Genomic DNA, 15568 nt, shown 5'->3' with positions numbered 1-15568 from the left:
CCACGATGACCGACGGGTCCATCACACCCCTGTCCACGCCCGTGCGGCGTGCGACGGACGTCCCGCCGTACGACGCCGCACGGGCCGAGGCGGCAGTACGCGAGCTTCTCCTCGCCGTCGGCGAGGACCCCGAGCGCGAGGGCCTGCGTGAGACGCCGGCCCGCGTCGCCCGGGCGTACCGGGAGATCTTCGCGGGCCTGCGGCAGGAGCCCGAGGACGTGCTGACCACCACCTTCGACCTCGGGCACGAGGAGATGGTGCTGGTCAAGGACATCGAGGTGTACTCCACCTGCGAGCACCACCTGGTGCCGTTCCACGGCGTGGCGCACGTGGGGTACATCCCGAACGTGGACGGCCGCATCACCGGGCTGAGCAAGCTGGCCCGGCTGGTCGAGGTCTACGCGCGCCGGCCGCAGGTGCAGGAGCGCATGACCACGCAGATCGCGGACTCCCTGGTGGAGATTCTCGAACCGCGCGGCGTCCTGGTCGTGGTCCAGTGCGAGCACCTGTGCATGTCGATGCGCGGCGTGCGCAAGCCTGGCTCCCGGACGGTCACCTCCGCGGTGCGCGGCGTCATGCGGGACGGTGCGACGCGAGCCGAGGCGATGAGCCTCATCCTCGGGAAGTGACGGTGTCCGCCGTCCCGCCCCACACCGCCCGGGACGCCCGGGTGCACGGCCTGCCCGAGCTTTCCGGGGCAGGCCGTACCCTCGTCATGGGTGTGGTCAACGTCACCCCGGACTCGTTCTCGGACGGCGGCGAGTGGTTCGAGCCGTCAGCCGCCGTGGCGCACGGGCTGGAGCTGCTCGGCGAGGGCGCGGACATCCTGGACGTGGGCGGCGAGTCCACCCGGCCCGGGTCGGTGCGCGTGCCGCAGGACCAGGAGCTGGCCCGGGTGCTGCCCGTGATCGAGCAGCTCGCCGCGCGCGGCGCGGTCGTGAGCGTGGACACCACGCGCGCTGCCGTCGCGGAGCGCGCGGTGGCCGCCGGCGCGCGCATCGTGAACGACGTCTCGGGTGGCCTCGCCGACCCCGAGATGGGCCGCGCGGTCGCCGAGACCGGCGCCGCCTACGTGGCGATGCACTGGCGCGGGCACGCGGACGTCATGGACGACCTCGAGGTGTACGACGACGTCGTGGCCGACGTGCGTGACGAGCTCGCGGCCCGCATGGCCGCGCTGCACGACGACGGTGTGCGGCCGGACCAACTGATCCTGGACCCGGGCCTGGGCTTCGCCAAGGCCGGCGTGCTGAACTGGCCGCTGCTGGCCCACCTCGACGCGCTCCACCAGCTGGGGCGGCCGGTGCTGGTGGGAGCCTCCCGCAAGCGGTTCCTGGGCCACCTGCTCGCGGACCCGGCGGGCCGTACCGCGCCTCCGCGGGCGCGCGACGACGCCACGGCCGCGATCTCCGCGCTGTCGGCGGCCGCGGGCGCCTGGTGCGTGCGTGTGCACACGGCGCGGGCGAGCGTGGACGCCGTCAAGGTCGCCGCCGCGTGGTCCGCCGCGGAGGGCGCACCCCGGGTAGGGTCGCCGGGTACCTCTTCCTCATCCTCCCCATCCGCACCGGAGGCATTGACTTCCACCGTGGCCTTGACCACAGAATCGTGGACGGCCGGGGGACAAGACATGCCAACCTGGCAGGATTCCGGTGCACGCAACGACGATGGGGGAGGACCACGGTGACCACAGCGTTCGGAACGGGCGTCACAGGCCCGGACGGCCGCGCGCTGGACCAGATCCAGCTGAGCGGCGTGAGCGCGCGGGGGTACCACGGTGTGCTGCCGTCGGAACGGCAGACGGGCCAGGAGTTCCGGGCCGACGTCGTGCTGTACATGGACACGCGCCCCGCTGCCGCCGGTGACGACCTGACACAGACCGTGAGCTACGCCGATGTCGCGGCCGACGTCCACGACATCCTGAAGGGCGACCCCGCCGACCTCATCGAGACGGTCGCGGAGCGGATCGCCGCCGCGGTGCTGGCCCGCCCGCTGATCGAGGCGGTGGACGTGCGCGTGCACAAGCCGCACGCGCCCATCCCGGTGCCGTTCGCCGACGTCGAGGTGGCCATCCGCCGCGACCGCGTCCGCATGCCCGTCGTGGCCGTGCCGGCAGGGCTGCTCGCCGCGCACCCCGCGCCGGAGCAGCAGGTCGAAGCCGTCCCGGCCCAGCCCGAGCCGCAGGACTTCGAGCCCGTGGCACGCCCGGTCGCCGAGGAGCCGGAGCCGTTCCGGCCCGAGCCGTACGAGCCCTACCAGCCGGCCGAGCCGGCGCAGTTCGCGGCCGAGCCGTTCGGCTCCGAGCAGTTCGGCGCCCAGAAGTACGAGGCCTTCGAGGCGGAGCCGCTCGTCGAGCGCGCCCCGTCCGCCCCGGCCGCCGAGGCCCCTGCCGAGGAGCCTGAGCCGCTCCCGGTGCCCGAGCTCATCGCCCCCGAGCCGCTGCAGGTCATCCCCGCGGCATGGGAGCTGCAGGCCGAGGCCCCGGCGGAGGCCGAGCAGCGCCCCGCCAAGGAGCCCGTGTTCCAGCAGGGCGACCAGTTCCAGCAGGGCGACCAGTTTCAGCAGGGCGACCAGTTTCAGCAGGGCGACCAGTTCCAGCCCGAGGAGCAGTTCAAGGCCGAGCCCGCGTTCGAGCCGGAGCCCACGTTCGAGCCGGTCCAGCAGTACGAGTCCCTCCAGGGCCTCGACCAGCGGCCAGGTCAGGACCAGCCGAACGCCTTCGAGCCGCAGCAGTCCTACGAGCCGCCCCAGCCGGCGTTCCAGCAGCAGTCGTTCGAGCAGCAGTCGTTCGAGCAGCCGCAGTACGAGCAGCCGCAGCGCGACGCGCAGCCGAACCAGTACGACCAGATGTTCGAGCAGCAGTACGACCAGGGCGACATGGAGGCCACGCGCGTCTCGGCGGCGGTCCCTGACTCCGCCGTCGGGCAGCCGGAGGCGGCGTTCGCGCAGGAGCAGCCGTACCAGGCCGAGCCGCGCGACCGGTTCGACGAGATGCCCGCCGGGTACGTGGACGTGGTCATCGCGATCGGAGCGAACCTCGGCGACCCGCAGGCCACCATGCGTTCGGCGGTCGCCGAGCTGGACCGCGTGCCGGGCGTGCAGATCACCGACGTCTCGCCGCTGGCCCGCACGGCCGCCGTCGGCGGGCCGGAGGACCAGCCCGACTACCTGAACGCCGTGCTGCTGGCCCGCACCACGCTCTCGGCGCGCGGGCTGCTGCACGCGTGCCTGGAGGTCGAGAACCTGCACGGCCGTACCCGCGACGAGCGCTGGGGCGCCCGCACGCTCGACGTCGACCTGATCACCTACGGCACCCTGACGGACTCCGCCGAGGACATCGAGATCCCGCACCCGCGGGCGCACGAGCGCGCCTTCGTCCTGGAACCCTGGTCGCAGATCGCCCCCGAGGCCCTGCTGCCCGGTCTGGGCGGCGGCCCCGTGGGCCAGCTCGCGGCGACGGCGCCCGACCGGACCGGCATCCGCTGGCTCGCGCTCGACTGGCTGACGGACCCCGAGCCCGAGCAGGGGGGTGGCGGCACCACCGCCTCGAACCACCCCGCGGTGCCCGACGACGCCGGGCAGGACGCCCACCCCGTCGAGATGCCCCCGGCCCTGCCGCCGTCGCTCCCGCCGAGCGGGCGCCCGCAGGCCTCGCCCGGCGGCCCCGTGGTCGAGGTGCCCGGAGGCGGTCAGCCGCAGACGCACCACAGCGGTCCCGTGGACCTCGACGGCCCGAACGGCAGCCCCCAGGACCCTTACCAGGGCGGTCACCCGCAGGCCTACTCCAGCGGGCCGGTGCCGGGCCCGGGCGGCTCAGTGCCGATCCCGCACCAGGCGCAGGCGGCTCCTGTGCCCCCGCGGCCGGCCCCGCTGATCGGCGTGCCCGCCAACGGGTCCGTCGTGCCCCCGCCGGAGGAGGCACTCGTCCCCGCGCCGATCGCACCCCGCGCGGTCCGGGACACGGCGCACGAGGAGCCGGAGCACGAGTCGCCCCCCTCGGCGCCGGCCAAGCCGGTGTTCGCCCCGGTCAACCCGTCGCGGCAGCAGAGCGGCGTGTTCCCGCCGGTGAACGGGGCCCCGCAGGAGCCCGCCGCGGCGGTGTTCGCCCCGGTCGGCAACCCCCCGCAGGGTGCGCCGGACCCGGCCTCGAACGGGCACGTGAACGGCCAGTCCGCCGGCCACTCGAACGGGCAGCTCCCGGGCTACGACAACGACCACACCGTGATCCGGGTCCCGGGCTACGCGACCGAGCAGTCGATCGCGCCGACCGACGGCCCGATCGACTCGGTGCCCTCCTGGGTGCCGGTCCGGGACGAGCGGGGGCGCGACGCCTGAGATGCGCAGAACCCCCGTCAGGACCCTGATCGCAGTCCTCGTCGCAGTCGCGGTGGTCGGCTGGCTCGTGCTGCGGGCCCTCGAGTCGCGGGGCGTGTACCTGCCGGTGGTGCCGTGGCTCGTCGACGTGGCGATCCTGGCGCTGGCCGGCGTGGTGTTCTGGATGGGGTGGGCCGTGCGGGCCTACCAGAAGGGCAAGCGGCCCTCCCTCGACGGCATCCGGGCCGCCCGGACGCTCGTCCTGGCGAAGGCCGCCGCCCTGACGGGCGCCCTGCTCGGCGGCTGGTACCTGGCGCAGGTGCTGGTGGTGCTGGGCGACCTCGCGATCGAGCCGCGCCGCGACCGGGCGGTGGCCGCCGGCATCGCCGTGCTGTGCTCGGTGGTGCTCGCCGCGATCGGTCTCGTGGTGGAGAAGTTCTGCGAGCTGCCGCCGTCCGACAAGGACCGCACCAGCTCGGAGGAGGGCGAGTCCCCGGCCCCGGCCTGAGGCCCGCTACCCAGCGCAACCGGTCTGCGGAACAATGGCGAGCATGACCAGCCCATTCGAACCGCATGACGTGACCTGGAACAGCGTGTCCCCGCGACTCGTGACGGCCCGGCTGGTCCCGGGCACGATCAGCCTCGGGATCCCGGCGGTCGCCGGGATCGTGCTCGCGGTCACCGTGAGCCCGTGGTTCTGGATCCTCGCCGGCGTGCCTGCCTTCTTCCTGCTGTGGTCGATCCTCCTGGTCCCGCGTCAGGTCCGGGCGATCGGGTACGCCGAGCGCGACGACGACCTCCTGATCCGCAAGGGCGTCATGTTCCGGTCGATGGTCGTGGTGCCCTACGGCCGCATGCAGTACGTGGACGTCGAGGCGGGCCCGCTCGACCGCCGGCTGGGCCTGGCCAAGGTGCAGCTCCACACCGCGTCCGTGGGCACGGACGCCCAGATCCCCGGCCTGCCGCCGGACGAGGCGGCGCGCCTGCGTGACCGCCTCGCGTCCCGCGGCGAGGCCCGGCTGGCGGGGCTGTGAGCACGCCGGAGCACGAGGTCGACCGGGCCCCGGCCCAGGGCGAGCCTGCCCCGGATGCCACCGAGGAGCTCGAGTGGCGGCGCGTCCACCCGATCACCCCGCTGGTGCGGGGCTGGGCCGTGGTCGGCGCGGCCGTGGTGATCCTGGGGCAGCAGAGTCTTGACGGCGGGCCGCGTGGCGGCCTCATCACGCTGGTGTCCAGCGGCTACTGGTGGACGCTGCTGGTCGCGCTGGGCGCCGTCGCCCTCGTGGGCTGGGGCTACTCGGCGCTGGCCTGGCGCATGACGTCGTTCGCCGTCGGGGAGGAGACCGTGCACCTGCGGCGCGGCATCCTGTTCCGTCAGCAGCGGCACGCGCGGCTGGACCGGCTGCAGTCGGTCGACATCCGGCAGCCGCTGGTGGCCCGGTTCTTCGGGCTGTGCGAGCTCACGCTGGAGACGGCGGGCGGCACCGACTCCGGCGTCGCCATCGGGTTCCTCAAGGGGTCAGACGCCGACGAGCTGCGCGCCGAGCTGCTCGCCCGCGCCGCGGGCCTGAAGGTCGCCGGCAGGCGCCCGGCGGTCGCGCAGGCGCCGTCCGACGCCGTCGCCGACCAGGAGGGTGCGCCGGCCGCGGACCCCGCCGTCGCGCCGGGCGCCGAGCAGCCGCTACCGGTGGCCAGTCTCGAAGCACCCCAGGTGCCCGTCCTCACGGTGCCACTGGGCCGCCTGATCGCCTCGGTGGTGCGCTCCGGCGCCATGATCACGCTGCTCCTGTGGGCGGCCGGGGTCGTGGTGGTCATGATCGTCACGGGCGAGTTCGCCGTCATCTCCGCGTCGCTGCCTGCGGTGCTGGGCGCCGGCGGCTACCTGTTCAACCGGGTCACGGGCGAGTTCGACTTCCGCGTGGCCATCTCGCCCGACGGCGTCCGCCTGCGGCACGGCATGCTGGAGACCCGCTCCCAGACCATCCCGCCCGGCCGCGTGCAGGCCGTCCGGCTGGTGCAGAGCGTGCTCTGGCGGGACCGCGACTGGTGGCGCGTCCAGCTCAACGTCGCCGGCTACGGCAGCGAGAGCGAGGAGAAGAACAGCGTGCTGCTCCCGGTGGGCACCCGCGAGGAGGCCCTCACGGTGCTCTCCCTCGTGCTGCCCGACCTGGGCGTCGACGAGCCGCGCCGCGTGCTCGACGCGGGTCTGGACGGCGACTCGCGGCACGAGAGCGGCTACGTCACAGCGCCCCGGCGCACCCGCATACTGGACCCTGTGGCGTGGCGCCGCAACGGGTTCACCGTGACCGGCCGGGCGCTGCTGATGCGCCGGGGCCGCATGGTCAAGATCCTGGACGTGGTGCCGCACGAGCGCACGCAGTCGCTGGCCCTGAGCCAGGGCCCGTGGCAGCGCAGGCTCGGCGTGGCCTCGTTCCAGGTGCACTCCACGGAGGGCCCGGTGCACCCGGAGGTGCCGCACCTCGACGCGGCCGACGCGGCACGGCTCATGACCGAGCAGGCCCGGCGCGCCCGCACCGCACGTGCGGCGGCGGGCCCCGAACGATGGATGGAAAGACAGGGGGAGTGACCGGTGAGTGACCCCGACGAGGTGGGCCGCAGGCCCGGCCGGCTGGGTGTCGGTGTGGTCGGAGCGGGTCGCGTGGGGGCGGTGCTCGGCAACGCGCTGCGCGCCGCCGGCCACGCGGTGGTCGGCGCGAGCGGCATCTCGGAGGACTCCCGGGAGCGCATCGAGACGCTCCTGCCGGGAGTGCCCAACCTCGAGGTGCCCGACGTCCTGGAGCGGGCCGAGCTGGTGCTCCTCGCGGTGCCCGACGACGCCCTGGGCCCCCTGGTCTCCGGCCTCGCCGACACCGGGGCCTGGCAGCCGGGGCAGCTCGCGATCCACACCTCAGGCCGGTACGGCACGGACGTGCTGGAGCCCGCCCGGCAGGGCGGGGCGATCCCGCTCGCGATCCATCCCGCGATGACGTTCACCGGGACCAGCCTGGACCTGGCGCGCCTGGAGGGCTGCACGTTCGCCGTGACCGCGCCCGCGCCGGTGCTGCCCATCGGTCAGGCGCTGGTGGTCGAGATCGGCGGCGAGCCGGTGGTCGTGGACGAGCACGCCCGCGGCCTCTACCACGCGGCCCTCGCGCACGGCGCGAACCACCTCGTGGTGCTCGTGGCCCAGGCCGCACAGGCGCTGGAGGCGGCCGGCGTGGAGCTGCCCGGCCGGGTGCTCGCGCCGCTACTCTCGGCGGCCCTGGAGCAGGCGACCCGGTCCGCGGACGCGCGCGACGGCGTCGGGCCGGGAGCGATCTCCGCACTGACCGGACCGGTCTCCCGGGGCGACGTCGGCACCGTACGCCGGCACCTGACCGAGCTCAGCGCCCTGGCGGCCGCCAGCGGCGCCACCGACGTACCCGACAGCTACACCGAGCTCGCCCGTGGGGCCACGCGCCGCGCGCTGGCGAGCCACCGCATCGGCGACACCGCCGCACAGGCCCTGCTGGACGCGCTGGACGGCGCCAGCGGGGAGTCGCCCGCCGAGAGGAAGACACAGTGAGCACCGAACCCGCGCAGCGCACCCCGCTCGTGGTCCGCACCCGTGAGGAGCTGCGCGACGAGCAGATGCGCTGGGCCCTCGCGGGGTCCCTGGAGGCCGGCGACGAGCCCGGCCGGCGCGCCGTCGTGATGACCATGGGCGCGCTGCACGAGGGCCACCTGGAGCTCGTGCGCCGGGCGCGCGCGGAGGCCGGCCCGGCCGGCCAGGTGGTCGTGACGATCTTCGTGAACCCGCTCCAGTTCGGCGCGGGCGAGGACCTGGAGAAGTACCCGCGTGACCTGGACGGCGACGTCGCCAAGCTGGCGGAGGTCGGAGCCGACGTCGTCTTCGCGCCCACACCCGACGTCGTCTACCCGGACGGCGACCCGGTGGTCCGCGTGTCCGCCGGCCGGATCGGGGAAGTGTTGGAGGGCGCGTCCCGGCCCGGGCACCTGGACGGCGTGCTCACCGTGGTGCTCAAGCTGATGCACCTGGTGCGGCCCGACGTCGCCCTGTTCGGCGAGAAGGACGCCCAGCAGCTCCTGGCCGTGCGCCGCATGGTGCGCGACCTGGAGGTCTCCGTCGAGGTCGTGGGCGTGCCGACGGTGCGCGAGGCCGACGGCCTGGCCCTGTCCTCGCGCAACGCCTACCTCTCGCCGGAGGAGCGGGAGCGGGCCCTGGCGCTGTCGCGCGCCCTCCGCGCCGGCGCGGCTGCCGCGGACCGTGGCGCGGCGGGTGTGATCAACGACGCGCGCGAAGTGCTGGACGGCGCCGACGGCGTCGTGGTCGACTACCTGGCGCTCGTCGACCCGGTGACCGTGGACGCGGTCACCGACGACTTCTCCGGCCCCGCGCTGCTGCTCGTGGCCGCACGGGTGGGTTCCACCCGCCTGATCGACAACCAGGCCGTCGAGGTCTCGCCAGAGGTCCAGAGGTAACACCATGAGCACCACCGAGCACCGTCCGCCCGTCGCCCGCCCCGCCTCGCTGCAGCGGCCGATGATGATCTCCAAGATCCACCGCGCCACCGTGACGCAGGCGGACCTGCACTACGTCGGGTCCATCACCGTGGACGCCGACCTGCTCGACGCCGCCGACCTCGTGCCCGGCCAGCAGGTCGACGTCGTCGACGTGACCAACGGCGCCCGGCTGACCACCTACGTGATCCCCGGCGAGCCCGGCTCCGGGCAGATCTGCATCAACGGCGCGGCCGCCCACCTGGTCAGCCCGGGCGACGTCGTCATCCTCATCGGCTACGGCATGCTCTCGGACCACGACGCGCGCACGTTCCTGCCGCACGTCGTCTTCGTCGACGGGGACAACCGCATCGTCGAGATCAACGACGAGCCCGGCCACGTGCCGGACGGCTACGGGCTGGAGGAGAGCGGCCTGCCGATCGAGCCGTTCCAGCACGCGGGCCTGGTGCGCACGGCGTCGGGCCGGGCGTGAGCACCACGCCCGGACCGGGACCTCGCCTGGCGCGGTCCCTGGCGGCTCCTGCGCCTGGCTGGACCGTCGAGGCCGACGCGATCGTCGTCGGCTCGGGCATCGCGGGCCTGACGGCGGCGCTGGAGCTGCGCACCCGCGTGCCGCGCGTGGTGCTCGTGACCAAGGGCGAGCTGTCCTCCGGCTCGACCGTGTGGGCGCAGGGCGGCATCGCCGCCGCGCTCGACCCGTCAGACTCGCCCGAGGCGCACCTGGCGGACACGCTGGCCGCCGGAGGTGGCCTGGCCGACCCGGAGGCCGTGCGGGTGCTGGTCACCGAGGGTCCGGAGCGGGTCCGCGAGCTCGTCGCCCGCGGCGCGGTCTTCGACAGGGCGGCCGACGGCGACATCGCGCTCACCCGCGAGGGTGGCCACCACGCCGACCGCATCGCGCACGCCGGCGGCGACGCCACGGGCGCGGAGATCTCCCGCGCGCTCGTGGCGCAGATCGAGGCCGTGCGGCACGACCCCGGCATCGAGGTCGTGGAGAACGCGCTCGTGCTGGACGTGCTGACCACGGCGTCGGGCCGGGCCTGCGGCGCCACCCTGCACGTGCGGGGCACCGGCTCGCGCGACGGCGTCGGCGCCGTGCTGGCCCCCGCCGTCGTGCTGGCCACGGGCGGGATCGGGCAGGTGTTCCGGTCGTCCACCAACCCGGCCGGCGCCACGGGCGACGGCATCGCCGCGGCGCTCCGGGCGGGCGCGGTGCTGGGCGACCTGGAGTTCGTCCAGTTCCACCCGACGGTGCTGTGGCTCGGCTCCGGCGCCAAGGGGCAGCTCCCGCTCATCTCGGAGGCCGTGCGGGGCGAGGGCGCGCTGCTGCTCGACGTCAACGGGCACCGGTTCATGCCGGGCGTGCACGAGATGGCCGAGCTCGCGCCGCGGGACGTCGTCGCGCACGCGATCGTGCGGCAGCTCGCCGCCACCGGGGCCGACAACGTGCTGCTCGACGCCCGCCGCCTGGGCCGGGAGTTCCTGCGCACCCGGTTCCCGACGATCAACGCGCGGCTGCTGGAGGCCGGCATCGACTGGTCCGAGGAGCCCGTGCCCGTGGCGCCCGCCCAGCACTACCACTCGGGCGGCGTGGTGACCGACCTCGACGGCCGCTCCTCGGTGGACGGGCTGTACGCGGTGGGCGAGGTCGCCTGCACCGGCGTGCACGGCGCCAACCGGCTCGCGTCCAACTCGTTGCTGGAGGGCATCGTCTTCGCCTCCCGCGCGGCTCGCGACATCGCGGCGCGGACCGACGCCGGCGACCTCGTCCGCGGCGAGCCCGCCGAACGTGCCGGTGGCGCGGCGCTGGTCGCGGCCGCCGCCCGGTCGCGCATCCAGAAGGTCGCCTCGGCGGGCGCCGGCGTGATCCGCTCGGCCCGCTCGCTGGCCGAGGCCGACGAGCGCCTGGGCGCCGTCCGCTCCGACGCGCACCTCGCGGCCGAGGTGGTCGCCGAGCCCCAGGCCGCCGAGTGGGAGACCACCAACGTGCACATGGTGGCGCGCGCGCTGACCCGCGCGGCGTGGCTGCGCGAGGAGACCCGCGGCGGCCACTACCGCACGGACTTCCCGCGGCCGGACGACGCCTGGCGGCGCCGGGTGCGGGTGTGGCTGGACGGGGACGGGGTGCTGACGGTCGCCTGACCTAGCATCAGCGCCATGGGCTGGGAATTCTGGATCGACCGCGGCGGCACCTTCACCGACGTCGTGGCGCGGCACCCGGACGGGGCGCTGACGACGCACAAGCTGCTCTCCGAGGACCCCGACCGCTACGCCGACGCGGCAGTGGCCGGCATCCAGCGCGTCCTCGCGGCAGCGGGCCCGGCGGGCACGGAGCCCGTCGACGCCGTCCGGATGGGCACCACGGTCGCCACCAACGCCCTGCTGGAGCGGGCGGGCGAACCCACGGTCCTGGTGATCACCCGAGGTTTCGGGGACGCCCTGCGGATCGCGTACCAGAACCGCCCGCGCATCTTCGACCGGCACATCGTCCTCCCTGAGCCCCTGTACTCGAGGGTCATCGAGGTGGACGAACGGATCGACGCGGACGGGACCGTGCTGCGCGCGCCGGACCTCGACGCGCTGGCGGTCGAGCTCGACCAGGCATATCGCGACGGCTACCGCGCGGCCGCCGTCGTCTGTGCCCACGCCTATCTGTACCCGGAGCACGAGCGCTCGGTCGCGGCGCTGGCGTCCCGGACCGGCTTCACCCAGGTCAGTCGCTCCGCCGAGGTGAGCCCGCTGGTCAAGCTGGTCCCGCGCGGCGACACGACAGTGGTCGACGCCTACCTCTCCCCGGTGCTGCGCCGCTACGTGGATCGAGTGGCGAGCGATCTGACCGGGGTGCCGCTCCAGTTCATGCAGTCGAACGGAGGACTGACCGAGGCGCACCGGTTCCGCGGCAAGGACGCGATCCTGTCCGGTCCGGCCGGCGGGATCGTCGGCATGGTGCGGATGTCGGCGCTCGCGGGCCTCGATCACGTGATCGGGTTCGACATGGGCGGCACCTCGACCGACGTCTCGCACTACGCGGGTGAGCTCGAGCGGGTCTTCGACACCGACGTCGCCGGGGTGCGGGTGCGTGCCCCGATGCTGGACATCCACACCGTCGCCGCAGGAGGCGGTTCCGTGCTGCACTTCGACGGCAGCCGGTACCGCGTCGGCCCCGACTCCGCGGGCGCCGTCCCCGGTCCGGCCTGTTACCGCGGCGGCGGTCCGCTGACCGTCACCGACGCGAACGTGCTGCTCGGCCGGATCCAGACGCACCACTTCCCGTCGGTGTTCGGTCCGCGGGGCGACCAGCCGCTCGATGCCGACGTCGTCCGGCGCAAGTTCGCCGAGCTCACGCGGGTCATCGGCGACGGCAGGTCGCCCGAGCAGGTCGCCGAGGGCTTCCTCGCGGTGGCGGTGGCGAACATGGCCGGCGCGGTCAAGCGGATCACCGTGCGCAAGGGGCACGACGTCACGCGGTACGCGCTGACGACGTTCGGCGGCGCGGGCGGACAGCACGCGTGCGCGGTCGCCGATGCCCTGGGCATCGAGACGGTGCTGGTGCCCCCGATGGCTGGCGTGCTCTCCGCGCTCGGCATCGGTTTGGCCGACACCACGGTCATGCGCGAGCAGGCGGTCGAGGCCCCGTTGGAGCCCTCGGCCCTGTCCGGCCTCGACCGGACCGCCGGTGCCCTGGAGGCCGCCGCACGCGCGGACCTCGTGGCGCAGGGTGTGGCGGCCCGCGCCGAGGTGGTCGTCAAGCGGCGGGTGCACCTGCGGTACGACGGGACCGACACCACCGTGGTGGTGCGGCTCGACCGGCTCGACGCGATGGTGGCCGAGTTCGAGGCCGCGCACCGGACCATGTACTCGTTCCTCCTGGACCGGGCACTCGTCGTCGAGGCGATCTCCGTGGAGGCAGTCGCGCTCACGCCGCAACCCGACCTGTCCGCCGCCGCCGCGGGGTTCGGCGGCGCCGTTCCCGAGCCGCCGGTGGAGACCGTTCGGATCTTCGCGGGCGGTACATGGAACGACTGCCCGTTGCACAGGCGGGAGGACCTGGCGCCCGGTCAGGTCGTGACCGGGCCGGCGGTCCTCGTCGAGGACAACGCCACCACCGTGGTCGAGCCGGGATGGCGCGCCGAGGCGGCGGACACGGGCCACCTGGTCGTCCGCAGGGCCGAGCCGCGAGCCCGCGACGAGGTGTCCGCGGTCGCCGACCCGGTGCTCCTGGAGATCTTCAACAGCCTCTTCATGTCGATCGCGGAGCAGATGGGGTCGCGTTTGGAGGCGACGGCTCAGTCGGTGAACATCAAGGAGCGGCTCGACTTCTCGTGCGCGCTGTTCGACCCGGACGGAAACCTGGTGGCCAACGCGCCGCACATCCCGGTGCACCTCGGTTCGATGGGCACGTCCGTGAAGGAGGTGATCGCCCGCAGGCACGGGACGATCCGGCCGGGTGACACCTTCGCGGTCAACGACCCGTTCCACGGCGGGACCCACCTCCCGGACATCACCGTGATCACACCGGTCTTCGCGGAGACCGGCGCGGGGCCCGACGAGATCCTGTACTACGTCGCCTCCCGCGGCCACCACGCCGAGATCGGCGGGATCACCCCGGGTTCGATGCCCGCGAACAGCACGGACATCCACCAGGAGGGCGTGCTCCTCGACAACTGGCTGCTCGTCCAGGGCGGGCACTTCCGCGAGCACGAGACGCGCGACCTCCTGGCCTCGGCCCGCCATCCCTCCCGGGGGATCGACACCAATCTCGCCGACCTGCGGGCCCAGGTGGCGGCGAACGCCAAGGGCGTCGAGGAGATCCGGGCGATGGTGACGCGGTTCGGGCTCGACGTCGTCCAGGCGTACATGCGGCACGTCCAGGACAACGCCGCCGAGGCGGTGCGCCGTGTGATCGACACCCTGTCCGACGGCCGGGTCGAGTACCTGACCGACGGCGGCGCCACGATCGCGGTGGAGGTCAGGGTCGACCGGGCCGCCCGGAGCGCCACCATCGACTTCACCGGCACGTCCGACCAGCTCGCGACGAACTTCAACGCGCCGTCGTCGGTGGCCACCGCAGCGGTCCTTTACGTGTTCCGGACGCTGGTCGCCGACGACATCCCGCTCAACGACGGCTGCCTGCGGCCGCTGACCATCGTGATCCCGCCCGGCACCATGCTCTCCCCGCGGTACCCGGCCGCGGTGGTGGCGGGCAACGTCGAGACGAGCCAGGCGATCACAGGTGCGCTGTACGCGGCACTCGGCGTCCAGGCCGAGGGCTCGGGGACCATGAACAACCTGACGTTCGGTGATGCGACGCGCCAGTACTACGAGACGATCGCGTCCGGCTCGGGGGCAGGCGACGGGTTCGACGGGGCGTCGGCGGTCCAGACGCACATGACCAACTCACGGCTCACGGATCCCGAGGTCCTGGAGCTGAGATTCCCGGTGCTGGTGCGGGACTTCTCGGTGCGCACGGGCTCGGGCGGCGCGGGCCGGTGGAACGGGGGCGACGGCGTCACACGGGCACTGGAGTTCCGCGAGCCGATGAGCGCCAGCCTGCTCACCGGCCACCGCCGCGTGCCGCCCTACGGCATGGCCGGGGGTGCCCCCGGAGCGCTCGGGAGCAACGGGGTGCGCCGGGCCGACGGCAGCGTCGAGCACCTCGCCGGCTGCGACCGCGTCGAGCTCGGGGCAGGCGACGTCCTGATCGTCGAGACCCCCGGCGGGGGTGGCTACGGCGCCCCTCACAGGCCGGATACGGTGGCCCCGTGAGCACCCTCCCCGTCTTCGCCACCCCCTCCACGGTCGCCCCGGGCCTCGACCCCGACTGGGTCGCCGGCACCGTGCGGATCGCCCTCGACGAGGACCTGGGCACCGCCCCGGGCCGGGACGTCACCTCGCAGGCGACCATCCCGCCGTCGGCCACCGGGGTGGCCGACCTCGTGGCGCGCGAGGACGGCGTGGTCGCGGGTCTCGTGGTGGTGCAGGACGTGCTGGACCAGGTCGCGTCCCGGCTGGCGCTACCCGCCCCGACTGTCGTGTTCCACGCGCAGGACGGCGACGCCGTCGTCGCGGGGCAGGTGCTGGCGAGCCTGGAGGGCCGCACGCAGGTGCTGCTCGTGGCCGAGCGCACCCTGCTCAACCTGGCCAGCCGCGCGTCCGGCGTCGCCACGGCGACCCGCGCGTTCGCCCGCGAGCTGGAGGGCACGGGCGCCCAGGTGCTCGACACCCGCAAGACGACGCCGGGCCTGCGCGCCCTGCAGAAGTACGCCGTGCGCGCCGGGGGCGGCACCAACAAGCGCATGGGCCTGTACGACGTCGCCATGGTCAAGGACAACCACGTGGTCGCCGCCGGGTCGGTCGCGGCCGCGATCCGAGCCGTCCGCGAGATGTTCCCTGACGTCCAGATCCAGGTCGAGGCCGACACGACGGACCAGGCGCTGGAGGCCCTGGCCTCGGGCGCGGACTTCCTGCTGCTCGACAACATGGACCCGGCCCGCCTCGCGGAGACGGTCGCCGCCGTCCGCGAGCGAGAGGGGCACGACGGCGTCCCTGCGCACGTCGAGCTCGAGGCCACGGGCAACCTGACGCTCGGCAAGGCGCGCGCGGTCGCCGCCGCGGGCGTGGACTTCCTCTCCGTGGGCGCCCTGACGCACAGCGCGCCCATCCTGGACCTGGCGCTCGACCTGCGCGCCTGATCCTTTTCTCCCCCGATTCCTGGATATCCGCCAGGACCGGTGTG

The 15568-nt window shown here is 74.3% G+C and carries 12 protein-coding genes; all 12 read left to right on the top strand.

All coding sequences use genetic code 11. The annotated features are described in order from the left end of the window. Positions 1-5 precede the first annotated feature (5 nt). The 12 genes from folE to nadC are packed head-to-tail and all read left to right on the top strand — an operon-like array spanning position 6 to position 15524. A complete protein-coding gene (folE, locus tag ACH47X_RS24430) occupies positions 6-629 on the top strand; it encodes a GTP cyclohydrolase I FolE (RefSeq protein ID WP_397407708.1) in 624 nt (207 codons plus the stop codon). Next, on the top strand, positions 626-1684 hold the full coding sequence (gene folP / locus ACH47X_RS24425; RefSeq protein WP_397407706.1) for a dihydropteroate synthase: 1059 nt from the start codon (positions 626-628) through the stop codon (positions 1682-1684). Before folE ends, folP begins: the two co-directional genes overlap by 4 nt. Then, on the top strand, positions 1681-4332 hold the full coding sequence (gene folK, locus ACH47X_RS24420) for a 2-amino-4-hydroxy-6-hydroxymethyldihydropteridine diphosphokinase (RefSeq protein WP_397407704.1): 2652 nt from the start codon (positions 1681-1683) through the stop codon (positions 4330-4332). The genes folP and folK overlap by 4 nt, the downstream gene beginning before the upstream one ends. Position 4333: 1 nt before the next feature. After that, positions 4334-4819 carry a DUF3180 domain-containing protein gene (locus ACH47X_RS24415; protein ID WP_397407702.1) on the top strand — a complete coding sequence of 162 codons (486 nt, stop codon included), beginning with the start codon at positions 4334-4336 and terminating at the stop codon, positions 4817-4819. Between the two features lie 34 nt (positions 4820-4853). Continuing rightward, the gene (locus ACH47X_RS24410; RefSeq protein ID WP_036964042.1) at positions 4854-5345 is read left to right on the top strand and encodes a PH domain-containing protein; all 492 of its coding nucleotides are present in this window, start codon (positions 4854-4856) and stop codon (positions 5343-5345) included. Then, complete coding sequence (locus ACH47X_RS24405) at positions 5342-6898, top strand: PH domain-containing protein (protein ID WP_397407700.1); 1557 nt, start codon at positions 5342-5344, stop codon at positions 6896-6898. Before ACH47X_RS24410 ends, ACH47X_RS24405 begins: the two co-directional genes overlap by 4 nt. A 3-nt stretch (positions 6899-6901) precedes the next feature. Then, the gene (locus ACH47X_RS24400; protein ID WP_397407699.1) at positions 6902-7876 is read left to right on the top strand and encodes a Rossmann-like and DUF2520 domain-containing protein; all 975 of its coding nucleotides are present in this window, start codon (positions 6902-6904) and stop codon (positions 7874-7876) included. Further along, positions 7873-8793, top strand: a complete 921-nt coding sequence (panC, locus tag ACH47X_RS24395) for a pantoate--beta-alanine ligase (RefSeq protein WP_397407698.1) — start codon at positions 7873-7875, stop codon at positions 8791-8793. The genes ACH47X_RS24400 and panC overlap by 4 nt, the downstream gene beginning before the upstream one ends. A 4-nt stretch (positions 8794-8797) precedes the next feature. Next, on the top strand, positions 8798-9304 hold the full coding sequence (gene panD / locus ACH47X_RS24390) for an aspartate 1-decarboxylase (protein WP_142040562.1): 507 nt from the start codon (positions 8798-8800) through the stop codon (positions 9302-9304). Next, positions 9301-10974, top strand: a complete 1674-nt coding sequence (locus tag ACH47X_RS24385) for an L-aspartate oxidase (protein ID WP_397407697.1) — start codon at positions 9301-9303, stop codon at positions 10972-10974. Before panD ends, ACH47X_RS24385 begins: the two co-directional genes overlap by 4 nt. Before the next feature lie 15 nt (positions 10975-10989). Next, the gene (locus ACH47X_RS24380; RefSeq protein ID WP_397407695.1) at positions 10990-14598 is read left to right on the top strand and encodes a hydantoinase B/oxoprolinase family protein; all 3609 of its coding nucleotides are present in this window, start codon (positions 10990-10992) and stop codon (positions 14596-14598) included. Further along, on the top strand, positions 14595-15524 hold the full coding sequence (nadC, locus tag ACH47X_RS24375; protein ID WP_397407694.1) for a carboxylating nicotinate-nucleotide diphosphorylase: 930 nt from the start codon (positions 14595-14597) through the stop codon (positions 15522-15524). Before ACH47X_RS24380 ends, nadC begins: the two co-directional genes overlap by 4 nt. The last annotated feature ends 44 nt before the right edge of the window (positions 15525-15568 follow it).

The sequence above is a fragment of the Promicromonospora kroppenstedtii genome (assembly GCF_044389675.1).
Classification (GTDB): domain Bacteria; phylum Actinomycetota; class Actinomycetes; order Actinomycetales; family Cellulomonadaceae; genus Promicromonospora; species Promicromonospora kroppenstedtii.
This window is presented reverse-complemented; position numbering and strand designations above follow the sequence as displayed.